Origin of the sequence: Streptomyces sp. NPDC046759, from assembly GCF_040645475.1 — a bacterium.
In the GTDB taxonomy this organism is placed as follows: domain Bacteria; phylum Actinomycetota; class Actinomycetes; order Streptomycetales; family Streptomycetaceae; genus Streptomyces.
The window spans coordinates 64,521-88,844 of sequence record NZ_JBEYYJ010000035.1 but is presented as its reverse complement, the minus strand read 5'-3'; the positions used below and the strand labels follow the sequence as shown (position 1 = coordinate 88,844).

The window sequence follows — 24,324 nt, the reverse complement described above, 5'->3', positions numbered from 1 at the left end:
CGTCCCCACAAATCGAGCAGCCTGCACGACGATCCCAACGCTCTGACCTGCACGTTTACGAGGCACTGCACATAAGTACAGGTCAGCGGTGATCAAACTCCGATGACACAATCCGTCGCCGCTGCAACTCTGGCGGCGCTCCTCGTCTCGGTACACATGAGGATCACCCGCATCTAAGCGCGACGGCCCCGAGACGGCCCCAGCACAGCAACGAGCCCCCTACGAGCGAGGAAACTGCAGGTAGGGGGCTTGTTCGTGTGGGCTTACTTCTTCTTGCCCTGGTTCTTGACCGCCTCGATCGCCGCCGCGGCCGCCTCGGGGTCGAGGTACGTGCCGCCGGGGTTGATCGGCTTGAAGTCGGCGTCGAGCTCGTAGTGGAGCGGGATGCCGGTCGGGATGTTCAGGCCCGCGATGTCGGCGTCGGAGATGCCGTCGAGGTGCTTGACCAGGGCGCGCAGGCTGTTGCCGTGAGCGGCGACGAGGACCGTGCGGCCGGCCAGGAGGTCGGGGACGATGCCGTCGTACCAGTACGGCAGCATGCGGACGACGACGTCCTTCAGGCACTCCGTGTCCGGGCGCAGCTCCGGCGGGATGGAGGCGTAGCGCGCGTCGTGCGCCTGGGAGAACTCGGAGTCCTCCGGGAGCGGGGGCGGCGGGGTGTCGTAGGAGCGGCGCCAGAGCATGAACTGCTCCTCGCCGAACTCGGCCAGCGTGGCCGCCTTGTCCTTGCCCTGCAGGGCGCCGTAGTGGCGCTCGTTCAGGCGCCAGCTGCGGTGGACGGGGATCCAGTGGCGGTCCGCGGCCTCGAGGGCCAGCTGCGCCGTGCGGATCGCGCGCTTCTGGAGGGACGTGTGCACCACGTCGGGCAGGAGATCGGCGTCCTTCAGGAGCTCGCCACCGCGGACTGCCTCCTTCTCGCCCTTCTCGTTGAGGTTGACGTCCACCCAGCCGGTGAACAGGTTCTTCGCGTTCCACTCGCTCTCGCCGTGGCGGAGGAGGATCAGCTTGTACGGTGCGTCGGCCATGGGAGAGAGCGTAATCCACCGGTTCCCGGCACCGCCCGGGCCGGCCGAGGGGTGGACGGTTGACGGCATCTGTTAATCGAGTGGCTCCCGACGGACGCCATATGTAAGTTGTGCTTACCGCTTGAGCTTCTTACAGCACCCACACGGGGTGCCCGATCCGTGGGGGGTCTAGTCATGTCCACCGCTCGTCTCAGACGTGCCGCCCGGGAGAGCGTCTCCGGGCTCCCCCGCGAGTTCTGGTGGCTGTGGACCAGCACCCTCGTCAACCGGCTCGGCGCGTTCGTGGCCACCTTCATGGCCCTGTACCTCACCCTCGACCGCGGCTACTCCGCCTCGTACGCCGGCCTCGTCGCCTCCCTGCACGGACTCGGCGGAGTCGTCTCCTCACTGGCGGGCGGGGTGATGGCCGACCGGCTCGGCAGGCGGCCGACCCTCCTCGTCGCCCAGTCCGCCACCGCCGGGTCCGTCGCGCTGCTCGGCTTCATGACGCACCCCGTCGCCATCGCCGCCGTCGCCTTCCTCGTCGGCATGGCGTCCAACGCCTCCCGGCCGGCCGTCCAGGCGATGATGGCCGACATCGTCCGGCCCGAGGACCGGGTGCGGGCCTTCTCCCTCAACTACTGGGCCATCAACCTCGGGTTCGCCGTCTCCTCCATGGCCGCCGGGTTCATCGCCGAGTACAGCTATCTCGCCGGCTTCCTGATCGAGTCCGGGATGACCCTCGCCTGCGCGCTCGTCGTCTTCCTCAAGGTGCCCGAGTCCCGGCCCACGGCACACGCGAGGCAGCAGGACGACGCCGTCAGCCTCGGCACCGTGCTGCGCGACGGGCGGTACATGGCCGTCGTCGGGCTGTCCTTCCTGGTCGCACTGGTCTTCCAGCAGGGGTCGGTGGGGCTGCCGGTGGCCATGGGACGGGCCGGGTTCTCGCCGGCGGACTACGGTCTCGCCATCGCCGTCAACGGCATCCTGATCGTCGCCCTGCAGATCCCGGTCACCCGGTTCATCGAGCACCGCGACCCGCGCACCCTGCTGGTCGTCTCCTCGCTCCTCGCCGGCTACGGCTTCGGGCTCACCGCGTTCGCCGGCTCGGTCGGCGTCTTCATGGTCACCGTGTGCGTCTGGACCCTCGCCGAGATCGTCAACGCCCCGACCCAGACCGGACTCGTCGTGCGGCTCTCCCCGGTGCACGGGCGCGGGCGCTACCAGGGCATGTACACGCTGTCGTGGTCCGTGGCCGCGCTGGTCGCCCCGCTGATGTCCGGCGCGGTGATCGACCGGTTCGGCGCGGAGTGGCTGTGGGGGGCGTGCGCCGCCGTGGGGACGGTCGCGGGAGCCGGGTACGCGGTGCTCATGCGGAGGCTGCCCACGCAGCACGCCGCCTCGGCCGACGCGACGGCCGCAGCGGAGGTAGAGGTCAGCGCCGCCTGAGGAGTGGCGCGGGACGCCAGACGGGACGCCGGCGCCGGGGGAAGGCGGAGAGTCCAGCGGGCACGACCGGCCCCCTGCCCGGGACTTCTCCCGGACAGGGGGCTCGGTGCGGTGACCGGACGGATCAGAAGGCGGCGTTGACGCCGATCTGGTGGGGCTGGGCGAGGGCGCCCAGCGCCTCCCCCTGGACGGCGCCGAGCTGGGACAGCAGGTCGGCGCTGCTGAGGGTGGTGGAGTCGAGCGTGACACCGGCCTCGGGGCCGAAGCCGCCGGAGACGGCGTCGAGCGCGGCGTCGGAGATCTCGGCGGTCTGAACCGGGTGAGCGGAGTTCATGGGGAGACTGCCCTTCGCATGGATGGTCCACAGGGGAAAGCGGCCTCGCTGGGGACAGACGGTGGCCGCGGCCGCGGGCGCGCGCCGTCCTGTTCAGGACACCTTGGCGCGATCCCGGCGGTGCGAGCGATCAAATCACGGAGCGCGCCCGGCATCCAGCCAACCGTCCTCCGGTCCGGGGCAGTTGGCGGCACCGCGTGACCCATCCGTGCGCACCCGGTCACGCTTTGGGGGCAGTTCCTCTACAGACCGCGCCGCACTGACCGGCCACGGGTGTTGCCACCGCCGCACCGAGCAGGACAACTCGGCATCAACGGAACACGCATTCGCAGCGGTTGCGCACACACTGTGCAGATTATGTTCCGGAACCGGTCCGGTGGCGCCTACCATTTAATTCCAGTATCCGGTGAATGCAATTTCATGCTCATTCACCGTTACGTCAACCATGTGTGGACAGGTGTCCACAAATCCCCCTTCCGGGTCACCGCCATTCGCCCGAACGCGCCAAACCCCGCCTCCGGTGACCGTCGTTAGGTGACCGTGACGCGATTGGACCGGCACACAGCCGAAGAGCACCCGATGATCACGTTCTGCCGGACGTGCGACACGGATCGCACGTCATGTTCGGACCTGCTCGATGATTTCCTGAAAAGAATCACTTCGATGGAAAATGAATATCGGCGGACGATGGCGAATCTGTACGGAGCTTCCTGAGGCGGGGCACGGAGGTCTACGGATGGACAGGATTCAGCAGGACACCGGTCTTTATGACGACACCTGGAGCGTCCCCGAACCGGACATCGCGCCGAACGAGTGGGACCCCGTCGAGGAACTCGCCCAGATACTGTCCACGCCCACCGGCACGCTCCCCACTGCCACCCGGCTGGACATCCCGTCTCCGCGCAGGAGCAACCGGCGGCGGATGCGGCACGATTCGCATCTGCTGGACGGTGGCCGCAGCGTCACCCACATCACGCTGCTGATCGCGGCGGTCTCCCTGTGCGCGGTCTGCATGCTGAGCTGGTCCGTCTGCTATTCCTACGGGCAGCTGCGCGGGATCGCGTCGTCGGTGCTGCCACCGAGAATGGCGCAGTGCTGGCCCCTGACGGTGTACGGGCCGTGGTTCGTGGCGGCGCTCTCCGTCGTACGGGCCACCGCTCAGCGCAGGAGCGCGCGGCGGTCTTGGTTCATCGTGCTGGCCACCTCCGTGATGGCCGTGGCACTGTGCGTCAGCCACTCGTCCCATGCGCTGCTCTCGTTAGTGATCTTCGGGATCCCGCCCGTCACCGCTCTGGTGTGCTTCTGGGAACTCGTCGGCCAGATCTCGAGCAGGACCCGGCCCCGGCATGCCACACACGCCGAGCCGTCGAAGCTCACCCCGCGCCCGTGAGGGTCCGTGCACGGGCGTCCGAGTGCGCCGCGGGACACGTGGCAACCGAGTCGACGTCATCGTCCGGCAGCCCGCCGGCGACTACCAGCCCGGCATGTTCTCCTGACCGCGACACCTCCGGGACAAAGGCCGGGACACAGACCGGGTCAAAGGCCGGGACAACGCCGGGCAACGCGCCGGGAGGAGGTGCTCAAGGGTGCATCCGCGCGCCCTTGAGCACCTTGTCCACCGCGCTCCGCGGTCCGTACACCGCCAGCCCCACCAGGTCCAGCTCCGCCGTCGGTACGGCGCGCACGGCCGCGCGGTTGTCGCGGTCGTTGCCCGTCGCGAACAGGTCCGAGGTGAAGACGGCACGGGGCAGGGCGCGGCCCAGTGCCCTGCCGTGGGCCGCGTTCAGGGTCTCCTTCGCCCCCTCGAAGACCAGCACCGGCTGGCGGAACATGGGGAGGTAGCCGACGCCGTCCGCGTCCGTGTAGGGCTCGCCGATCACCTCGGGAACCGTCGCACCGAAGCCGCTGACCAGGAACGCGGTGACGTTGAGCCGCTGCCAGGGTTCCAGGTCCTCGCGCAGCAGCACGGCGATCTTCGTGTCGAAGCGGACGGGCTCGTTCTGGATCGGTTCGGTGTTCATGCAATGAGACTGCCGCGCGGCCGGGAGGCGGGTCTTGTACGTTCTTTGCGTGGCCGCCGACCAGCCGGAGATCTCCGCTTGGCGCCCGCGTGTCCCGGGTGTCGTGGAGGTCTTCCACGCCCACTTCACCGAATACGCCTACCCGATGCACGTCCACGACGCCTGGACGCTGCTCATCGTGGACGACGGGGCCGTACGGTACGACCTCGACCGGCACGAGCACGGCACCCCGCACGACACCGTCACGCTGCTGCCGCCGCACGTGCCGCACAACGGCTCCCCCGCCACCCCGGACGGCTTTCGCAAGCGGGTCGTCTACCTGGACAGCAGCCGGCTGGGCGAGGAGCTGATCGGAGCCGCCGTGGACGGACCCGATCTGCGCGATCCCGTGCTGCGGCTGCGCGTCGGCCAGTTGCACTCCGCCCTCGCCCGGCCGGGCGACGAACTGGAGGCGGAGAGCCGGCTGACCCTCGTCGGGGAGCGGCTGCGGGGCCATCTGCGGCGGCGCGCGGACGCCCCGCCGCACCGCCCGGACCCGGTGCTCGGGCGGCGGCTGCGGGAGCTGCTCGACGCCCGGGTCGTCGACGGTCTCTCCCTGGAGGAGGCCGCCCGGCTGCTGAACGCCCATCCCGCACACCTGGTACGGGCGTTCAGCGGCGCCTACGGCATCGCGCCGCACCAGTACCTGACGTCGCGGCGGGTCGGGCGCGCCCGGCGGCTGCTGCTGGACGGGCTGGCGCCGGGTGAGGTGGCGCCGGCCACCGGGTTCTACGACCAGGCCCATCTCACCCGGCACTTCAAGAAACTGGTCGGCGTGACTCCGGGCCGCTACCGCGGCAGTTCGCGCTGAGCGTCGTACAGGTTGCGCGGGCGTACGGCGTTCGTGGTGCCGTACAGCTCCAGGCGGGAGTGCAGGTCGCCGGTGAAGTCGGGGACGTCGATCTGGTCGAACTCGCTCACCGTGCCGAGGCCGACGGTGGCCGAGTACGGGGCCAGGCCGTCGATCTTCATCAGGCCCGCGCGGCCGTTGGTGACCCTGACGTTCCAGTGGGTGAAGCGGGCGCCGAAGAGCGGGCCCGCGTTGGCGTCGCCGCCGTGCCGGCCGTTGTTGTTGACGGTGATGTCCGTGCGGACGTTCGCGAAGGGCAGGCCTCGATGGCTGTCGAAGGTGCCCATCTGCATCTCGCCGCGGGACCAGACGTTGTGCGAGGACAGGCCCTCGACGTTGATGCCGTGCAGCTGTGTGTTCGGCGGGGCCGGGACCGTGCGCTGCTCGATCGTGAAGTCCTCGATCAGGTTGTCGTGGGAGCCCTCGCGGCAGAAGTAGGGGTGGTGCGAGCCGCGGCCGGCGACCCGGGTGCGGCGCAGGGTACAGGCGGAGGCGGCGACCAGGCCGAAGCCGTTGTCGACGTTCCGGACGGTGACGTCGTCCGCCCAGCAGTCGTAGGCGCACTGCAGGACCACACCGTTGTAGCCCTTGTCCAGCAGGTGCGGGGACTGCGGGGTCTCGGCCACCTGAAGGGTCAGGCCCTCCACGCCCGATCCGGTCAACTCGCCCGCGTGTGTGGTCAGTTGTGGGTTCCACTCGGGGCGCACGTCGAGCGGCAGGGGGCGTTCGAGGGTGATCCGGCGGCCGTGGACGCGGGTGATGCGGACCGGCCACTCGTAGGGGACGTACGACAGCAGTTTCGTCTTGTCGTCCCACTGGTACGACGCCGGGCCCGGGCCGCCGCCGGCCATGTGCTGGAGGAGGGTGTGCGCGGGGTCGTCGGCGAGGCGCAGGAGGACGAGTCGGCCGGGGTGCAGGGCGGAGGCGTCGGCGACGGTGACCGTCCACGAGCCCTGTCCGGCCGGCTCCACCGCCGTCAGCGGCGTCCACTCGTCCCGCTTGTTGCCGGTCCAGCCCTCGAAGGGCCAGGCGCGGGACCGGATCGCGGCCACCAAGGAGTCCCAACGGGCCCTCGGGGCCAGCCAGATGAGTCCGCCCGCCCAGGACCAGGCGGACTTGTCGCCGCCGTAGCGGGAGCCGTAGACGCCGATCAGTTCGGTGAGGCTCCTCGTCGCGTAGAGCGTCGTACGGCCGCTGCCGGCGCCGCGCAGGACGACTCCGCAGTCGCCGATGCGGATGAGGTCGTCGATGCGGAAGGTGCCGGGCGGGATGGTGACCGTGCCACCGCCGGCCTTTCCGGCGGCGGCGATGGCACGGTTGATCGCGGGGGCGCTGTCGGTGGTGCCGTCGGGCACCGCGCCGTAGTCGGTGACGTCGGCGAAGAGGCGGGGGCGGGGGCGGGGGAAGCGGGCGGCTCCGCCGTGCCGGCCCGCGCGGCCGACGTAGGGAATCTGGGGGTGGGTGAACGGCGAGCGGAGGAACTCGCCCCAGACCGGCGGGACTTCGCTCTGCCCGCACGCCGCCTCGGCCGCCGCCGCCTCGGCCGCCGCCTCGACGGTCGTCGTCGCGCCGAGCACCACGGCCGTCGCGGCGGCCAGCAGGGTCCGTCTGGTGAGGTGCGTGCTGCGCATGTCCGCCCGCCCTTCATTCATGAATATGAATGCTGTTCAGGATTGCGTCGGCGGTGAGCATGCCACTTCCCGCGATAGGAGGGAAGGGGTCGTGCGGTCCGTCAGTCGGTGGGGCGCTCGATCAGATGCCTGAACGCGTCCAGGTTGCGCGTCGACTCGCCCCGGGACACCCGCCAGGCGTACTCCTTGCGGATCGAGGAGGCGAAGCCCAGCTCCAGAAGGGTGTTGAAGGCGCCGTCGGCCGCCTCCAGGACCTGGCCGAGGAGGCGGTCGATCTCGTCGGGGGTGACGGAGGCGAGGGGCAGACGGGCGGTGACGTAGATGTCGCCGAGGCGGTCGACGGCGTAACTCACGCCGTACAACTTGAGGTTGCGCTCCAGCAGCCAGCGGTGGACGCCCGCCTCGTTCTCGTCGGGGTGCCGGATGACGAAGGCGTTGAGGGAGAGGGAGTGGCGGCCGACGAGGAAGGAGACCGTCGTGGACAGCTTGCGGGTACCGGGGAGCTTGACCACGTAGTTTCCGGGCTCGGGGCTCTCCCACTCCAGTTCGGCGTCCTTCAGGGCACCTTCCAGGACCTGCCCGGCCTTCTCGACATCACCCATGGTGGGAGCGTACGCGACGGCGGTGCCACTGGGTCGCGGCCGTGTAGACGTCCGCGGTCTCGGCGGCCGCCCGGTCCCAGCCGAAGGACTGCGCGTGCCGGGCGGCGGCCCGGCCCATGCTCGACGGGAGGGACGGGTCGTCGGCGAAACGGCGCAGCACGCGCGCGTAGTCGGCCGGATGGTGGCCGCGCACGAGGAAGCCGGTCACGCCGTCGCGCACGGCCACCGGGAGCCCGCCGACGGAGGCGGCGAGCACCGGCGTGCCGGCCGCCTGCGCCTCTACGGCGACCAGACCGAACGACTCGCTGTAGGACGGCATGACGAGCACGGACGCGGCCCGGAACCAGTCCGCCAGCTGCTCCTGTCCGACCGGCGGGCGGAACCGCACCACATCCGCGATACCGAGGCGGGCGGCGAGCTTCTGCAGCCCCTCCGGCTTGGCGAGGCCGCTGCCGCTCGGGCCGCCGACCACGGGGACGAGGACGCGGGAGCGGAGCTCGGGGCGCTCGTCCAGCAGCACCGCCACCGAGCGCAGCAGGATGTCCGGGGCCTTCAAGGGCTGTATGCGGCCCGCGAACAGCGGGATCAGGGCGTCCTGCGGGAGACCGAGGCGGGCGCGGGCCGCGGCGCGGCCGTCGGCGGGACGGAAGCGGTCGAGGTTCACGCCCGGGTGGACCACGGCGACGTTCGCCCGCTCCGCGGCGTAGTGCCGCACCAGCTCGTCGGCCTCCTCCGCCGTGTTGGCGACGAGCCGGTCGGCGGCGGCCACGATCTGCGTCTCGCCGATGACCCGGGCGGCGGGCTCGGGAGTGTCGCCCTCGGCCAGGTTGGCGTTCTTGACCTTGGCCATGGTGTGCATGGCGTGCACCAGCGGGACACCCCAGCGCTGGGCGGCGAGCCAGCCGACGTGGCCGGAGAGCCAGTAGTGGGAGTGGACGAGGTCGTAGTAGCCGGGGCGGTGACCGGCCCAGGCCTGCATCACGCCGTGCGTGAAGGCGCACAGCTGCGCGGGCAGGTCCTCCTTGGCGAGACCCTCGTAGGGGCCGGCGTCGACGTGCCGGACGAGGACGCCGGGGGCGAGTTCGACCGTGGGCGGCAGGCCGCCCGCCGTGGCCCGAGTGAAGATCTCGACCTCGATGTTGATGGCAGCGAGCCGCTGGGCCAGCTCCACGATGTAGACGTTCATGCCGCCGGCGTCGCCGGTGCCGGGCTGGTGGAGCGGGGAGGTGTGCACGGAGAGCATGGCCACCCGGCGGGGCCGGCGGTGCAGCCGGAGCCGGGACGCGGCCGACGGGGAGCGTCGCCCGAGCCTGCTGACGTACTGGCTCACCTGGCGGTCCTCCTTGCTGCGGGCATGCCGGACGGAGGACCGACCTCTGCCCTCCGAGCAGGTCCAACAGCGAGCGGGTGCACGGCCATTTCCCGCCGAAGCGACTTTATCAAATCATTACCTTTAAACGGTCGCCTGGCGGATCCCCGACCCTCTCTTCGGCGGCCTTCGGCCTGCGGCGATGCAACCTTTGACAGAGCACGCTCAGAAGTTGTAGAGGTGGGCGCCCCCCTTCCACGAACTCCGTCGCACCTAAGGACAAGCGTGTCCCTCACTCGCCACGCCACCAGGGTGGCCCGCGTCGTCGGCATCTCTGCCGCCGCGGCCGCGCTCTCCGTCACCGCCGCCCAGACCGCGCTCGCCTGCAGCATCACCGACTTCTCCGCCGCCCCCGCCTGTGACGGCGCGGGCAAGCCCGTCATCCGCGTCACCGACAAGGACGTCTCCGGCACCCCGGCCACCATCACCCTCAAGGTGGAGCTGAACACGCCGGGCCAGGAGCGGAACATCGACAGCAGGACGATCGACCACCCGACCGCGCAGGGCGTCAGCGTCGACCTGCACCCCCTGGACTGGTACGCCGGGGAGACCTTCGTGGTCCACGTCAAGGCGGCCGACCGGGTCGACGAGGACCTCAAGCCCCCGGTGGTCGTCCCCGACGACTTCACCTGCAAGCCGGCCGGCGGCTCCACCTCCCCCTCGGCCTCGGCCTCGGCCTCCCCGACGCCGTCCGCCCAGCCTTCCTCGGCGCCCTCCGCCACCCCGAGCCCGGCGCGGACCGGCAGCCCGGCCGCCTCGCCCGTGGCGAGCAGCGCCCCGTCGCCCGCGGGCGGCGGCACCCACCTCGCCGAGACCGGCGCCTCCGGCACCACCCCGCTGATCGCCGGTGCGGCGGCGGCGCTGGTCGTGGCGGGCGGGGGCGTCGTCGTCGCGCTGCGCCGCAGGGCGGGGCACGGCTCCCGCTGACCCGGTGCCCGGTCCGGCCGACGCCGTTCGGCCGGGCCGGTGCGTCCGGCGCTCCCGCTTACCCTCGTAGGCATGAGAGCCCGCGCCGCATCCCTCCCCCACTCTCGGCTTCGCTCGAGCGGGAGGACCCCCGTCGTGGGAACGGTGACGCGCGGGACGACCAACCCCAACCGGCTGCGCCGCATGGACCGCTGGATCGCGGCGACGCACGGCTGCGAACTGCGTCGCGCCGAGGACCCGCTGGCCATCGACCTCGGCTACGGCGCCGCCCCCTGGACCGCCGTCGAGCTGCTCGGCCGGCTGCGGACCGTCGCCCCCCGCGCCCGCGTGGCCGGCATCGAGATCGAACCGGAGCGGGTCGCGGCCGCGCGGCCGTACGAACGACCGGGGCTGGTCTTCCGGCACGGCGGCTTCGAGGTCCCCGTGCCCGGACGCCCGATGCTCATCCGGGCCGCCAACGTGCTGCGCCAGTACGACGAGGCCGAGGTCGCCGCCGTCTGGGAGCGGCTGTGCACGCGGCTCGCACCGGCCGGCTGCGGCTCGCGCGGCGGGCTGCTGGTCGAGGGGACGTGCGACGAGATCGGGCGGCGGCACGTGTGGGTGGCGCTCGGCCCGGAAGGGCCCCGCACGGTCACCTTCGCCACCCGCCTGGGCTCCCTGGAGCGCCCCTCCGACCTCGCGGAGCGGCTGCCCAAGGCGCTGATCCACCGGAACGTGGCCGGTGAGCCGGTGCACGCCTTCCTGCGCGACTTCGACCGCGCCTGGGCCGCCGCCGCGCCCTACGCCTCCTACGGCGCCCGTCAGCGCTGGCTGCGCGCGGTGCGGGAGCTGACGACGGACTGGCCGGTGACGGACTCCCCGGCCCGCTGGCGGCAGGGCGAAGTGACGGTGGCGTGGGAGGCGTTGGCGCCGCGCCACTGAGATCACCCGTCCGGGGAGGCCGGAACGGAACGATCTCGGTGCGCCGTTCGTCACACCGGCGGGAGATCGTCGTACCGGGGCGGTTACGGGGGAACACCTGCCTCTGTCACTTTGCGCCGCGACGTGGCACGATCCCCGGGGCACAGTAAGTTACTGACGGTAAATCAGCTTGGGGGCATCTGTGATGGGCTGGGGCAAGCGCAGCATCCTCTCGGCCGCCGTGACCGTGGTCTGCGCGGTCACCGTGCTGGGAGCGCCCGGCACCGCCCTGGCCGACCCGGGGCCCCGTCCGAGCACGACCCCGACTCCCCCGCCGAGCAAGGACCTCGAGAAGGTCCGCGAGAAGCTCGACGCGCTCTATCACGACGCGGCCGTCGCCACCGATGCCTACAACGCGGCCGAGGAGAAGGCGAAGCAGCAGTCCGCCCGGATCGTCGCGCTGGCCAAGAAGATCGACGAGGGGCAGCGGAGGCTCGCCGAGCTCAAGGACCAGGCGGGCGCGGCCGCCCGTGCCCAGTACCGCACCGGCGGCATCCCGCCCACCGCCCAGTTCCTGCTCAGCGACGACCCCGGACAGGTCCTGGACGGGGCCGGACTGGTGCTCCAGGGCCAGCGGGCGACGAGATCGCTGATGAGCGAACTGACCAGCACCCAGAAGCAGTTGCAGGCGTACGCCGACGACGCCGCCGACCAGTGGAAGAAGCTGGACGCCGAGCGCGAGGCCAAGGGCACCGCCAAGAAACGGATCCAGCAGCAGATCTCCGCGGCCGAGAAGCTCCAGGCCGGCCTGGAGAAGCGGGACCGGGAACGGCTCGCCAGGCTGGAGGACGAGGCCGCGCTGAAGGCGCAGACCAAGTGGCTGGACACCGGCATCCTCGAGAAGATCCACGGCAAGGCCTCCGCGCAGGGCGAGAAGGCCGTCGCATTCGCCGCCGCCCAGCTCGGCAAGCCGTACGTGTGGGGTGCCGAGGGCCCTGACTCCTTCGACTGCTCCGGCCTGACCTCCCAGGCCTGGGCGGCGGCCGGGCACCCCATCCCGCGCACCTCGCAGGAGCAGTGGAAACAGCTCCAGCACGTCGACGTGAAGGACATGCGCCCCGGCGACCTCATCATCTACTTCGACGACGCCAGCCATGTCGCCCTCTACATCGGCGACGGCGCGATCATCCAGGCCCCGCGCCCCGGACGGGACGTGACGGTCGCGGGCGCCGGCTCGATGCCGATCCTGGGAGTCGTACGACCGGACGCGTAGGCCTCACGGCCGGGGCACACGGGGCGGTGACGTCCTCTCGGCGTACGTCCCCGTGACGTACGCCATGTGACCCACCGCACCACCGGCTCACGCCCAAACCCCGGCCGGGCGTGAGCTTCGTCATCCCCGGCGCCGGGGCGCCCTGTCCAACTGTCGTACGGAACGCGGCATATGACAGCGACCTGCGCGGGAGCGACGCGGCTCACACCATTCCATCAGAGCGGGCAATGCCGCTATGGTCACCCGTCGGTGGCTTCGAGACCCTCGAGGCCACCGTGCCCTCGGGGGGAGGGAAGGAACCCAAGACGATGCCCGTACCCGTACCGCGGCAGAGAGCGATCCCGGCCGTGGAGAGTGGTCAGGCGAAGGCCGCCTCCGCTGTCGGCGGCCCCCTCAAGGAAGAGGCCCACCGCGACGCCGTGCCCACCACCGGCACCGGCGCCACTCTCACCCTGCTGCTGATCGAGGACGATCCGGCCGGTTCTCCGATCGTGCCCGACCTGCTGGACCCGGCCGGCAAGCCGATCCGCGTCCGCACCGCCCGCAACCTCACCGAGGCCGAGCGGCTGCTCACCGACGACGTCCACTGCATCCTGCTGGACCTGGCGCTTCCGGCGCCGGGCGGCAGCGCCACCGACGGCGAGCTGGCCGTGCTCAAGCACGTGCTCCGGCTCGCCCCCCGGCATGCCGTGCTGGCGCTGACCGCCTCCGGCGACGCCGAGCGCGGCGCCGAGGCCGTGCGCGTCGGCGCACAGGACTACCTCTTCCGGGACGAACTGGACGGCCGGCTGCTCAGTCGCGCCATCCGCTACGCGGTGGAGCGGAAACGCTCCGACTCCGCCGAGCGCCGGCTGGCCGAGGGCCGGCTGCGCGCGCAGGAGAACCGCCGCCTGGAGCGCGGGCTGCTGCCCACGCCCCTGCTGGAGGGATCCTCGCTCCGCTTCGCCGCCCGCTACCGCCCCGGCCGCTCCCGGGCACTGCTCGGCGGCGACTTCTACGACGCCGTCCGCACCCCCGACGGCACCGTGCACGCCATGATCGGCGACGTCTGCGGCCACGGCCCGGACGAGGCCGCGCTCGGCGTGGAGCTGCGCATCGCCTGGCGCGCGCTGACCCTCGCCGGGCTGTGCGGGGACGAGCTGCTGGGCACGCTGCAGGAGGTGCTGGAGCACGAGCGGGCCGACGAGGAGATCTTCGCGACCCTGTGCACGGTGGACATCGCCCCCGACGGCCGCCGCGCGGGCCTGTGCCTGGCCGGACATCCGGCCCCGCTGCTGGCCCGCCCGGGCCGGCCGGCCCAGCTGCTGCCGTACGACAACAACGGCCCCGCCCTCGGCCTGCTGCCCGGCGCCCGCTGGCCGCGGATGCAGGTGGAGCTGGGCGCCGAGTGGAGCCTGATGCTCTACACCGACGGCCTGATCGAGGGCCGGGTCGGTGAGGACGGGGAGCGGCTGGGTCAGGACGGCATGGTGTCGATGATCCGCCGCCAGCTCTCCGAGGGTTTGCGGGGGGAGGAGTTGTTGCGGGCCGCGGTCAGTGAGGTGCGGGAGCTCAATGGTGGGGAGCTGACGGACGACGTGGCCGTGGTGTTGTTGGATCGGACGCCGTGAGTCGGGTCTCGCCGCAGGGGTGCTTTCGCCGTCGCGGAGTGGCGGGTCCGCTGTGGCTGCTCGCGCAGTTCCCCGCGCCCCTTCGGGGCGCTCAGCGGCCGCCGTTCCAAGGGCCGTAAGGGCCGTCGCTGCTGCTTCCCCGGCCGCGGCGGAAGCCTCGGCCGCCCCTGCCGCCCGAGACCTGCTGCAGCGCGGGGCGGACGTCCACGAAGAAGACGATCGTGGCGACCAGGCCCGCGAGCTGCAGGAACAGCATCGGCACGAACAGGTTCACGGCGACCGCGATGCCGAGGATGATCAGCCAGAAGCCCTTGTTCTGCTTGTCCGCGGCGCGGTACGCGTCCTCGCGGAAGATCGCGGCCATCACGAACGCCACGATGGCGAGCGCCAGCATGGCGGTGAAGATCAGCCACATCACTCCGCCGACTGCCGTCATCAGCACAATGCCCACCACCCGAGTCGAGTCGTCCGTACAGCCACCGTACCCGTACAACGGGCCGGACACCCCCAAGGTGCCCGGCCCGCTGTCATCCCGTCGTCGCGCCGGCGCCGGTCACTTGGCCGGCGGCGTCGTCCTCTTGGCGGCGGGGGCCGGCTTGCGGGCGGCCGGGGTCTTCTTCGCCACCGGCTTCCTCTCGGCGGCGAGCTCGGACTCGGCCGGCTTCGGCTCCTCCGCGACCTGAACCGGCTCCGGCTTGCCCTCGACGGCGACCGCGAGGTCCTCGATCTCCTCGGCGGCCTCGCCGCGCCAGTGCTTCACGGCCTGCTCACCGTGCTCGGCGACCTTCTCGTAGGTCTCGCGGGCCTTGACGGCGTACTCGGCGGCGATGCCGACGCCGCGCAGGGCGAGGTCCTGGGCCTGCTCGCCGAACTTCTTCAGGTCGACGTCGATGGTGCCGAGGAGCTCGTTGACCCTGGTCTGCAGGGTCTCCTGCGCTTCCTTGGCCCGGGCGGCGGCCTTCTCCTGCACGGCCTTCGGGTCGGTGTTGCGCACGGCCTCGATCCGGGCCGGGGCCTCGGTGCGCAGCTGCTCGACCAGGGCGGGCACCTTCCTGGCCTGCTGGAAGGCGAGGTCGGCGGTGCCGGCGGCGAAGTAGAGCGGAGTCGGGTCGCTGAGGGTCTTGCGCAGGTCGTCGGTGATGGCCATGGTGATCTGGTCCTCCCGGATTCGCGTTCGGCTGAGGTTGGTGTGGTCCGCGGTGGAAGCCGGCGCCCTGGTCCGGTTACCCGGCCGTCCGCCGCGGGCCTGCAGCGGCATCGTGACCGCCGGCCGTGCCGGTGCCGCGCACGGCGGTGCCGTCGGTGTCCGTGTCCGCGTCCCGCCCCGCGCCCTCGGCTTCCTCGCCCGCCACGGGCTCGCCGACCCCGAATCCGTTCTCTTTGCGGAAGGACTCGTAGATCTGGAGCAGCACCTGCTTCTGCCGCTCGTTGAGCGAGGGATCGGCGAGGATGACGGCGCGCGTCTCCACCTCGTCCCGGTCCCGCTCGGCGTCGAGGATGCCGGCGCGGACGTACAGCGTCTCGGCGGAGATGCGCAGGGCCTTGGCGACCTGCTGGAGCACCTCCGCGCTCGGCTTGCGCAGCCCGCGCTCGATCTGGCTCAGGTAGGGATTGGACACCCCGGCGGCGTCGGCGAGCTGCCGTAGCGACAGCTGGGCGTTCCGCCGCTGCTCGCGCAGGTACTCACCGAGGTTGCCGACGTTCAGCGATGCCATGCCCCCACCTTGCCCCACCATCGCTAACAATTGCAAGCACCCGCTTGCAATTGTGTGTCGGGGCGGAGCGCGCCGGGTCGGGGTGCCGGCGGCACGGAGCCTCGGGCCCGGCCCAGCAGCCGGAGTCGTCAGGATTCGAGAAGCGCCGGCCGGTCCGCCCCGGCTACCGTGACCGCCATGGACGACGCCACCGCAGCGCACGCCGCCGACAGTCACGACCTGATCCGCGTCCACGGGGCGCGGGAGAACAACCTCAAGGACCTCAGTGTCGAGCTCCCCAAGCGCCGGCTGACCGTGTTCACCGGTGTGTCCGGCTCGGGCAAGAGCTCGCTGGTGTTCGACACGATCGCCGCGGAGTCGCAGCGGCTGATCAACGAGACGTACAGCGCGTTCGTGCAGGGCTTCATGCCGACGCTGGCGCGGCCCGAGGTCGATGTGCTCGACGGGCTCACCACCGCGATCATCGTGGACCAGCAGCGGATGGGCGCCGACCCCCGTTCCACCGTCGGCACCGCCACCGACGCCAACGCCGTGCTGCGCATCCTCTTCAGCCGGCTCGGCACGCCGCACATCGGCTCGCCCAAGGCGTTCTCCTTCAACGTCGCCTCGATCAGCGGTGCCGGTGCGGTGACCGTGGAGCGAGGCGGGCAGACGGTGAAGGAGCGGCGCAGCTTCAGCATCACCGGCGGCATGTGCCCGCGCTGCGAGGGCCGGGGCACGGTCTCCGACCTCGACCTCACCCAGCTCTTCGACGACGCCCTGTCCCTCAACGAGGGAGCGCTGGCCGTCCCCGGCTACAAGTCCGGCGGCTGGAACCACCGCCTGTACACCGAGAACGGCCTGTACGACCCGGACAAGCCCATCCGGAAGTTCACCAAGCGGGAGCTGCACGACTTCCTGTACCGCGAGCCGACCCGGATGAAGATCGCCGGCATCAACATGACCTACGAGGGTCTGATCCCGCGGATCCAGAAGTCGATGCTCGCCAAGGACAAGGAGGGCATGCAGCCGCACATCCGGGCCTTCGTGGACCGTGCGGTCACCTTCGCCGTCTGCCCCGAGTGCGAGGGCACCCGGCTCACCGGGGCGGCCCGCTCCTCGAAGATCGACGGGGTGTCCATCGCCGACGCCTGCGCGATGCAGATCAGCGACCTGGCGGAGTGGGTGCGCGGCCTGGCCGAGCCGTCGGTGGCACCGCTGCTCGCGTCGCTGCGGCACACCCTGGACTCGTTCGTGGAGATCGGCCTCGGCTATCTCTCGCTCGACCGGCCGGCGGGCACGCTGTCCGGGGGCGAGGCGCAGCGCGTGAAGATGATCCGCCACCTCGGCTCGTCCCTCACCGACGTCACGTACGTCTTCGACGAGCCCACGATCGGGCTGCACCCGCACGACATCCAGCGCATGAACGAGCTGCTGCTGCGCCTGCGCGACAAGGGCAACACCGTGCTGGTCGTGGAGCACAAGCCGGAGGCGATCGCGATCGCCGACCACGTCGTGGACCTCGGTCCCGGCGCCGGTGCGGCGGGTGGCACCGTCTGCTTCGAGGGCACCGTCGACGGACTGCGCGCCAGCGGCACCCTGACCGGCCGGCACCTCGACGACCGGGCGGCCGTCAAGGACACGGTGCGCAAGCCGACCGGAGCCCTGGAGATCCGGGGCGCGACGACGCACAACCTGCAGGACGTGGACGTCGACATCCCGCTCGGCGTGCTCTGCGTGGTCACCGGCGTCGCCGGCTCCGGCAAGAGCTCGCTCGTGCACGGCTCCATGCCGGCCGGCGCGGACGTCGTGACCGTGGACCAGACCCCGATCCGCGGCTCGCGGCGCAGCAACCCGGCGACGTACACCGGACTGCTGGAGCCCATCCGCAAGGCGTTCGCCAAGGCCAACGGCGTGAAGCCGGCGCTGTTCAGCGCCAACTCCGAAGGCGCCTGCCCCACCTGCAACGGCGCCGGTGTCGTCTACACCGACCTGGCGACGATGGCCGGGGTCGCCACGACGTGCGAGGAGTGCGAGGGCAAGCGGTTCCAGGCGTCGGTGCTGGAGTACACCCTCGGCGGGCGGGACATCGCTCAGGTGCTGGCGATGTCGGTGACCGAGGCCGAGGAGTTCTTCGGCACCGGCGAGGCGCGCGTCCCGACGGCGCACAAGATCCTCCAGCGCATGTCGGACGTCGGCCTCGGCTACCTCACCCTGGGCCAGCCCCTGACCACGCTCTCCGGCGGCGAACGCCAGCGCCTCAAGCTCGCCACGCACATGGCCGACAAGGGCGGCGTCTACGTCCTCGACGAGCCGACGACGGGCCTGCATCTGGCCGACGTGGAACACCTGCTGTCCCTCCTCGACCGCCTGGTCGACTCCGGCAAGTCGGTCGTCGTCGTCGAACACCACCAGGCGGTCATGGCCCACGCCGACTGGATCATCGACCTCGGCCCCGGCGCCGGCCACGACGGCGGCCGCGTCGTGTTCGAGGGCACTCCGGCGGACCTGGTCGAGGCCCGGTCCACGCTCACGGGGAAGCACTTGGCGGCGTACGTCGGCGCGGGGGTCTGACGCGGCCGGGCGGTCGAGCGCCCGCCAGCCACTGCTCGAGTGCCCCGAAATCCCTGTTCGTCAGCCCGTGGCGGTGGTCCACCCGGTGCAGCAGGGCCCGCCCCGGGTGGTGGGCGGCGGTCCAGGCGCGGTCGGTCCCGGTGATCTCGTCGTCGACCCAGACGAAGGGCCGGCCCGCCGCCCAGGCGATCAGCGGGCGGGTCTTCCAGTGCACCGGGCCGGGGGGCTCGTCGTCGTCCGGCCACGCCACGACCGGCAGCGGCGGCAGCCCCAGCCACGGCGCGAGGACGACGTTGGCGTCGTCCATCCAGGTCGTGGCCCACACCAGTTCGCAGCCCAGCGCGGCCAGCCGGGCGCCCAGCGCCGGATCGACCCGGTTCAGCAGCGGGTGCGCACCGACGAGGGCCGGCGGCCCTTCGTACACCGGACAGGCGCGGTCCGCCGCCCCGAACGGGACGAGCGGACCGTCGACATCGAGGAAGAGCAGCATCACCGTCCAGGATCGGACTGAAAGCCCCGTGCGGCCAGGAGCCCGTCGATCCGGGCCCGGTGTGCCTTCTCCCAGTCGTCCAGGGTCTCGCCACGCCCCCGCAGCGCACGGGCAGGTTCAGGGGACGGGCGACCTTCTTGATGCCGCGGGCGAACACCGGGAAGCCCAGGTCGCGAACCTCGCCCAGGTCGCGGATCAGGCCGTCGGCGACGAACGCGGCCACTCCGCGGCGCCGGGCGACCGCGCACACGTTGCCGCCGGCCAGCGCGTGGTCGAGATCGCCGGACTCGACCACCACGACGGAACCGGGCGCGGCCCGGTGGACGGCCGCGTGCAGCATGAGGTTGTCACCGGGCGGGCAGCTGACGGTGAAGGCGGGCCCGGCCACCCGCGGGACCGGCTGCCACAGCGGCCGTATGCCGATGTCCATGACCTGCCCGCGGCCGAGCAGATCGGCGAGGGTGGTGGTGGGAACCGCCTGGAAGGCGGAAAAGGTGTGAGTGTCGTCGGTCATGGCCGCACGCCACCGGTGTCAGAACGGCAGCGGGCGGGCGTGGACGATGTCCAGGCGGGAGACCGCGCGGGTGAGGACCACGTACAGCCGGTGCGCGCCGCGTTCCTCCGCCTCCGCGACGGCGGCCGGTTCCACGACCACGACGTGGTCGTACTCCAGGCCCTTGGCCAGCGTCGCGGGAACGAGGGTGACGCGGGTGCCGAGCGTGTCCGGGCCGGCCGGGTCGAGGCCGGCCGCCGTGAGGGCCCCCCGCACGGCGTCCACGTCCGCGTCCGCCGCCACGACGCCCACCGAGCCCTCCCGCGCCAGCGCCTCGCGCACCGCGGTGACGGTCGTGCCCGCTACGTCGTCGGTCGGACGCATCCTCACCTCACCGTCCTCGCGCAGGGAGTCGGCCGGGGGGACGGACACGTCCAGGCGGGGCAGCAGGCGGTTGGCCAGCGCGACGACGGCCGCCGGCACCCGGAACCCGGTGGTCAGCGGCACCGTGGCCGCGTCCGGCCGGCCGAGGTGGCGCAGCTGGACGGACCAGTCGCGGGCGGCCCACGCGGTGGTGCCCTGGGCGAGGTCACCGAGGACGGTCAGCGAGCCGAAGACCGCCCGGCGGGCGATCGCCCGGCACTCCATCGGCGAGAGGTCCTGCGCCTCGTCCACGACGATGTGCCCGTACCCCTCGGGGTGCTCGATCAGCCCGGAGAGCTCGTCCAGGAGGACCAGGTCGGCGGCCGACCAGCGGGCCGACTTGTACGAGCGCGGCGGCCGGGGCCACCGGAGCGCGGCCTGCTCGCCGGGGTCCAGCAGGCCGTTCGCGGCCCGCTCCAACGCCGCGGCGTCACCGAGGAGTTGGGCCAGCACCTCCTCGGGGCGGACCTTCGGCCAGACCAGCTCGAGGTGCTCGGTGAGCGGCCGGGCCCGTTCGACGCGGCGCACCCAGGAGGCGGGCAGCACCCCGGAGCGCCGTTCGGCCCGCTCGCGCAGCCGCCGTACCACCCGGGTGCGCACCCGTTCGCGGCCGACGGCGTACGGCGGCTCCTCGGTGCGCACCGCCTCGACGACGGCGGCCAGTTCGCCGGCGGGCACCCGCCACCTGCTGGAGCCGTCCTTCACCGCGAGGTCGCTCACGCCGTCGGTGGTGACCCTGCCGTACAGCGCCCGGCGCAGCACCTCGGCCATACGGGGGTCGTGCTTGAGCGCTGCCGTGTCCGCCGGGTCGGTGCCGGTGACGGGGTGCCGGGCGATCTCCTCCAGCAGGGTGGACTGCCGTACGCCGGTCTCGCCGAGCGCGGGCAGCACCTCGGCGATGTAGTGCAGGAAGGTGCGGTTGGGGCCGAGGATCAGCAGCCCGGCGCGCTGGAGCCGCCTGGGGTGGGTGTACAGGAGGTACGCGGCGCGATGCAGGCCCACCGCCGTCTTGCCGGTGCCGGGGGCGCCCTGTACGCACACCGAGTCGGCGAGGGCGGCACGGACGAGGTCGTCCTGCTCGGGCTGGATGGTGGCGGCGATGTCCCGCATGGGCCCGACCCGGGGCCGCTCGGTCTCGCGGGCCACGATGGCGCTCGCGCGTGACTCGCCCCGGCCCAGGTGTTCGTCCTCCAGGCCGGTGAGGTCGGCGGAGTCGCCCGTGCCGCCCGGCGCCCAGCCGAAACGGCGCCGTACCGCGACGCCGCGCGGGTCACGGGCGCTCGCCTGGTAGAAGGCGCGGGAGACGGGGGCCCGCCAGTCGACGACGAGGGGCGGGGCGGCCGGATCCTCGGTGATCCGGAGCCGGCCGAGGTGGTAGGTCTGCCCGCCGTGCCCGGGATCGCCGGCGGCGAAGTCCAGGCGGCCGAAGAACAGCGGACCCGGCGGGAGTTCGCGCATGGCCTTGGCCTGGCTGCGCAGCTCACGGCCGAGGACTTCGGCGTCGGCCCCGGAGGCGGAGACGTCCGTGCCGATGACGACCTGTTCGGCGGCGCCCTCGACCATCGCGGCGAGGGCACCGCGGCAGGCGTCGTGGTAGGTGCGCTCGGCGTGCAGGGCGTCCGTGAGGGCGGGGTCGAGTGACGTCATGAGAGCCAGGGTACCGGCAAACGTTACCGAGTTACATTTTTAACCCAGTCTCATTCTGCCCTTCAGGTCCGGCAGCCCCTCCGCCAGCCGCCGGAACGCCCGCTCGGCCGCCCGTACGGCATCCGGCTCCACCTCCTCGATCCGCTCCCCCGCCGCGACCCGCCGCCAGTTCTCCTGCGCGAGGATCCGCTGGACGGCGACGATCTGCCCGGCCGCCAGCCGCGCGTCGAGCCCGCCCCCGAGCGCCCCGGCGAGCGCCGTCTCCGACCGCTCCAGATGGGCGTACGCCCGCGCCACCAGGGCCGGCGTGCCGTACAGCAGCGTGTGGAAGGCGAGCACCTCCGGGTTGTCGTTCAGCCCGGTGACCGGATCCCGACGCTCCAGCCCGGCGAGGAAGTGCCGGCGCAGCGCGTCCACCGGGTCACCGGCACCGGCGACCACCCGCGCGGCCTCCGCCTCGTGATCCGCGATCCGGTGCAGGACCAGGTCCTCCTTGGCCGGGAAGTACCGGAAGAGCGTCGGCTTGGAGATCCCGGCCGCCGCCGCGACCTCGGCCACGGACACCGCGTCGAAGCCCCGCTCCAGGAACAGCCGTACGGCGATGTCCGACACGTCCTGGTACATCCGCTGCTTCTTGCGCGCACGCAGCCCCATCTCACCCATGGGGGGAGCCTACGCAGCGTGGCCGGGGGCGGGCAGCCGACGCGGCACCGCCCTGCCCTGCAGTCAGGCCCGGACGCCGGCCGGTCCGCGACCGGGGGCCCGCCGGGAGGGCAGGCCGAGGGAGGCGGTCGCCGCGGCCAGGGTCATGGGGTAGGAGTCCAGCGCGCTGCGCACGTCGGGGGTGTCCGGGTTGCCGCCGGCGACGATGAGGTCGAGGTCCGCGTACGCCGAGCGCACGATCTCGAACCAGCGGTACACCCGCCAGTCCTCCTGCCAGTTGCGGGTGAACCGCCCGGGCAGCAGCGCCTCCCACCGGCGGAACATGCGGTCGCGGATCTCCGCGCGCGTAGGGGTGAGGTGCATGTGGCGGACCAGGTCGTACAGGGGGTCGCCGACCATGGCCCGGTCCCAGTCGACGATGCTCAGACCGGGCGGGTCGTCCCGGCGCACGAGGCTCCAGGGGCTCAGGTCGCCGTGCAGCAGAGCGGCCGCGCGATCGGTGACGCGGTGCCGCGCGAGGATCTCACGCAGCCGGGACGCCTCAGGCAGCCCGAGAAGCAGGGCTGCCTGGTGGGTCTCCCTGGGCAGTTGGGCGACCAGGGCCACGAGTTGGTCGCTGAGCCAGCCGTAGAAGCAGGCGGAGCCCGCCAGCGGGTCGATCGCGGCGCAGTCGACCTCGGTGAGCGCGGCCAGCTGATCGACGAGCCGGTCCGCCTCGTAGGGAAGCAGCCCGTGGACCGGATGGTCGAGCGCGCGGCCGAGATCACTCGGCCCCTCGTAGGTGTGGATGGCGAACCCGTCCCCGCGGTACCGGTCGGCCAGGTCCGTCGCGTGGCTCTCGCCCAGTGCCAGCACCCGCGGCGCGGCCACCGGTGCCCCCGACCGCTCGATCACGTACAGCACCGCGTGCTCGCTCAGGAAGCCACGCCCGCGCCGCCGTGCGGCGGTCACCTCCCGGCGGACGACGACAGGGAACGAGGTTCCGGGCACCCAGAGAACGGAGTTGAGGTGCCCGCTGCTCCGGTACACCTGGCCGCCCGGAACCACGCCCTCCATGAGGAGCGCCTGGGCGACGGCGGAGTGGGGGAAGTCGGGACGTTCCGGAGCACGCCGGTCCGGCGTCCAGGCGATCGCCCGGGTGGCGGGACCGCGTCGGCGTACGCCCCCGTACTCCGTTCCGGCCTCCCCGCGCTTGGACGCGGCCCAGCGGCACAGAATGCGCTCGACGTCCCGCCGCTCCGGCACGTGCCTCAACCGCAGCGGTTCCGCCCCCAGGACCAGGGCGCTGCGCACCCATGCCGTCGCCTCCTCCAGCCTCTGCCGGTCGAAGGACTCCCAGAGCGACATCGCGGCACGCATGACGTCGGGGTAGACCGACTGGGCTCGCTCGAAGGCGATGTAGTGGCGCAGGTCCCTGGTCATGCCCGCGACGGCCGCCGGCCGGATCTCGTGCATGGCACGCGCCCACGCCTCGACGACCTCGTCCCACTGGCGGTCCGGGTACCGCATCCGGACCAGGTGGACCGCGAGGTCGTGCAGTGGATCGCCATACGTGGCGAGCTCCCAGTCGACCCGGATCAGTGGCTCGGCACCGCCGTACGACACGATCACGTTGTCGCGGTGCAGGTCGCCATGGAGCATGCCGTAGGGGCGGCGGGTCATGGCGGGGACCCGTTCGGCCAGCCGGACGAGGGCGTCCTCGGGAATGCCGAGGGCGAAGAACAAGCCTCCGAAATCACGCCAGTTGGGCTGCCGGATCTGCAGGTCGGCCATGCGGACCAAGGTGCGCAGAAAGCCCTGGCTGTCGGTGTGGTTCCGGGGCCAGAAGACCGGCAGAGGCGGCAGCAGCGCCCTGTTGCGCACGTTCGCCGTCTGGGCGAGCAGACAGGCCAGTTCGAATACCAGCCGACCGTCCACCGGTTTCCCGGGGCCGCACAGGTCGGAGAGCGGCACTCCCTCCACATAGCTGTGGATGGCGAACCCGTCTCCCACGGCCAGGCACTCGGGCACATGGGGCAGGACTCCCTGGAGGGACCGCAGGATCGCCGCCTCGTCCTGCCATGTCCGGATCACCACCGGGAGGGCCTTTCGCCGCCGCACGCGCACGATCACCGGCGTCCCCGGCTCCCGGCCGAGCAGCCGGGCCATCGGCGCGGAAAGCGGCAGCAGATGGTTGTCGTTGTGGAAACCGCTGGTGGAGCAGCCGCGCAGGGCCGCGTCGCGGAGAAAGGCCTCGACGACCCCTTGCGGCGCAAGTCGCGGCCGTGGAACAGCAGATGCGCGCACTGGCCGCTCCCGGGAGTCAGGCGGTGGACATCGCAACCCACCATA

General features: G+C 72.1%; 21 protein-coding genes and 1 pseudogene. 8 read left to right on the top strand and 14 right to left on the bottom strand.

Annotated elements, in window-relative coordinates; all coding sequences use genetic code 11:
- Positions 1-263: 263 nt before the first annotated feature.
- Positions 264-1,025: a phosphoglyceromutase gene (locus ABZ919_RS35185; RefSeq protein ID WP_361256215.1), complete on the bottom strand. Its 762-nt coding sequence runs from the start codon at positions 1,023-1,025 to the stop codon at positions 264-266.
- Between the two features lie 174 nt (positions 1,026-1,199).
- On the opposite strand from ABZ919_RS35185, the gene ABZ919_RS35180 reads away from it, so the two are divergent.
- Complete coding sequence (locus ABZ919_RS35180; protein WP_361256212.1) at positions 1,200-2,453, top strand: MFS transporter; 1,254 nt, start codon at positions 1,200-1,202, stop codon at positions 2,451-2,453.
- A 124-nt stretch (positions 2,454-2,577) separates the two neighbouring features.
- Here ABZ919_RS35180 and ABZ919_RS35175 read toward each other — a convergent pair whose 3' ends face one another.
- Entirely contained in the window at positions 2,578-2,787 is a 210-nt protein-coding gene (locus ABZ919_RS35175; RefSeq protein ID WP_361256210.1) for a hypothetical protein, read from the bottom strand.
- Between the two features lie 736 nt (positions 2,788-3,523).
- Between ABZ919_RS35175 and ABZ919_RS35170 the strand changes: the two genes are divergently transcribed.
- Entirely contained in the window at positions 3,524-4,177 is a 654-nt protein-coding gene (locus ABZ919_RS35170; RefSeq protein WP_361256209.1) for a DUF2637 domain-containing protein, read from the top strand.
- A gap of 190 nt (positions 4,178-4,367) precedes the next feature.
- Here ABZ919_RS35170 and ABZ919_RS35165 read toward each other — a convergent pair whose 3' ends face one another.
- A complete protein-coding gene (locus ABZ919_RS35165; RefSeq protein ID WP_361256206.1) occupies positions 4,368-4,808 on the bottom strand; it encodes a DUF2000 domain-containing protein in 441 nt (146 codons plus the stop codon).
- Positions 4,809-4,857: 49 nt separating this feature from the next.
- Here ABZ919_RS35165 and ABZ919_RS35160 point away from each other — a divergent pair, with 49 nt between their 5' ends.
- Complete coding sequence (locus tag ABZ919_RS35160) at positions 4,858-5,658, top strand: AraC family transcriptional regulator (RefSeq protein WP_361256203.1); 801 nt, start codon at positions 4,858-4,860, stop codon at positions 5,656-5,658.
- On the opposite strand, the gene ABZ919_RS35155 is transcribed toward ABZ919_RS35160, so the two are convergent.
- From ABZ919_RS35155 to mshA, 3 genes are all read right to left on the bottom strand, one after another.
- Positions 5,637-7,328, bottom strand: coding sequence for a glycosyl hydrolase family 28-related protein (locus ABZ919_RS35155; protein ID WP_361256200.1), 1,692 nt, complete (start codon positions 7,326-7,328; stop codon positions 5,637-5,639). The genes ABZ919_RS35160 and ABZ919_RS35155 overlap by 22 nt on opposite strands.
- Positions 7,329-7,429: 101 nt before the next feature.
- On the bottom strand, positions 7,430-7,930 hold the full coding sequence (locus tag ABZ919_RS35150) for a YbjN domain-containing protein (RefSeq protein ID WP_361256197.1): 501 nt from the start codon (positions 7,928-7,930) through the stop codon (positions 7,430-7,432).
- Positions 7,923-9,260, bottom strand: coding sequence for a D-inositol-3-phosphate glycosyltransferase (mshA, locus tag ABZ919_RS35145; protein ID WP_361256194.1), 1,338 nt, complete (start codon positions 9,258-9,260; stop codon positions 7,923-7,925). The genes ABZ919_RS35150 and mshA overlap by 8 nt, the downstream gene beginning before the upstream one ends.
- 264 nt (positions 9,261-9,524) lie before the next feature.
- Here mshA and ABZ919_RS35140 point away from each other — a divergent pair, with 264 nt between their 5' ends.
- The 4 genes from ABZ919_RS35140 to ABZ919_RS35125 all read left to right on the top strand — a co-directional run bounded on the left by ABZ919_RS35140 (position 9,525) and on the right by ABZ919_RS35125 (position 14,009).
- On the top strand, positions 9,525-10,226 hold the full coding sequence (locus tag ABZ919_RS35140) for an LAETG motif-containing sortase-dependent surface protein (protein ID WP_361256191.1): 702 nt from the start codon (positions 9,525-9,527) through the stop codon (positions 10,224-10,226).
- A 135-nt stretch (positions 10,227-10,361) separates the two neighbouring features.
- Positions 10,362-11,147 carry a class I SAM-dependent methyltransferase gene (locus ABZ919_RS35135; protein ID WP_361256188.1) on the top strand — a complete coding sequence of 262 codons (786 nt, stop codon included), beginning with the start codon at positions 10,362-10,364 and terminating at the stop codon, positions 11,145-11,147.
- A 184-nt stretch (positions 11,148-11,331) separates the two neighbouring features.
- Positions 11,332-12,399 (top strand): NlpC/P60 family protein, encoded by a 1,068-nt coding sequence (locus ABZ919_RS35130; RefSeq protein ID WP_361256276.1) that lies wholly within the window; start codon positions 11,332-11,334, stop codon positions 12,397-12,399.
- A 308-nt stretch (positions 12,400-12,707) separates the two neighbouring features.
- On the top strand, positions 12,708-14,009 hold the full coding sequence (locus tag ABZ919_RS35125; protein WP_361256185.1) for a fused response regulator/phosphatase: 1,302 nt from the start codon (positions 12,708-12,710) through the stop codon (positions 14,007-14,009).
- Between the two features lie 91 nt (positions 14,010-14,100).
- On the opposite strand, the gene ABZ919_RS35120 is transcribed toward ABZ919_RS35125, so the two are convergent.
- The 3 genes from ABZ919_RS35120 to ABZ919_RS35110 all read right to left on the bottom strand — a co-directional run bounded on the left by ABZ919_RS35120 (position 14,101) and on the right by ABZ919_RS35110 (position 15,724).
- Complete coding sequence (locus ABZ919_RS35120; protein WP_351544255.1) at positions 14,101-14,451, bottom strand: DUF2516 family protein; 351 nt, start codon at positions 14,449-14,451, stop codon at positions 14,101-14,103.
- Between the two features lie 111 nt (positions 14,452-14,562).
- Entirely contained in the window at positions 14,563-15,156 is a 594-nt protein-coding gene (locus ABZ919_RS35115; RefSeq protein WP_361256182.1) for a hypothetical protein, read from the bottom strand.
- 76 nt (positions 15,157-15,232) lie between these two features.
- The gene (locus ABZ919_RS35110) at positions 15,233-15,724 is read right to left on the bottom strand and encodes a helix-turn-helix transcriptional regulator (RefSeq protein ID WP_361256179.1); all 492 of its coding nucleotides are present in this window, start codon (positions 15,722-15,724) and stop codon (positions 15,233-15,235) included.
- Positions 15,725-15,901: 177 nt separating this feature from the next.
- On the opposite strand from ABZ919_RS35110, the gene ABZ919_RS35105 reads away from it, so the two are divergent.
- Positions 15,902-18,277, top strand: coding sequence for an excinuclease ABC subunit UvrA (locus ABZ919_RS35105; RefSeq protein WP_361256177.1), 2,376 nt, complete (start codon positions 15,902-15,904; stop codon positions 18,275-18,277).
- Here the strand turns inward: ABZ919_RS35105 and ABZ919_RS35100 are convergent.
- The 5 genes and pseudogenes from ABZ919_RS35100 to ABZ919_RS35080 form a co-directional block, all read right to left on the bottom strand.
- The gene (locus ABZ919_RS35100; RefSeq protein ID WP_361256173.1) at positions 18,234-18,767 is read right to left on the bottom strand and encodes an HAD domain-containing protein; all 534 of its coding nucleotides are present in this window, start codon (positions 18,765-18,767) and stop codon (positions 18,234-18,236) included. The two genes, ABZ919_RS35105 and ABZ919_RS35100, sit on opposite strands and share 44 nt — an antisense overlap.
- Positions 18,767-19,281: pseudogene (locus tag ABZ919_RS35095) on the bottom strand (RraA family protein). Before ABZ919_RS35095 ends, ABZ919_RS35100 begins: the two are co-directional and overlap by 1 nt.
- 18 nt (positions 19,282-19,299) lie before the next feature.
- Complete coding sequence (locus ABZ919_RS35090) at positions 19,300-21,330, bottom strand: AAA family ATPase (RefSeq protein WP_361256171.1); 2,031 nt, start codon at positions 21,328-21,330, stop codon at positions 19,300-19,302.
- Positions 21,331-21,369: 39 nt separating this feature from the next.
- Complete coding sequence (locus ABZ919_RS35085) at positions 21,370-21,993, bottom strand: TetR family transcriptional regulator (protein WP_361256168.1); 624 nt, start codon at positions 21,991-21,993, stop codon at positions 21,370-21,372.
- A 63-nt stretch (positions 21,994-22,056) separates the two neighbouring features.
- On the bottom strand, positions 22,057-24,279 hold the full coding sequence (locus tag ABZ919_RS35080) for an aminoglycoside phosphotransferase family protein (RefSeq protein WP_361256165.1): 2,223 nt from the start codon (positions 24,277-24,279) through the stop codon (positions 22,057-22,059).
- Positions 24,280-24,324: the final 45 nt, after the last annotated feature.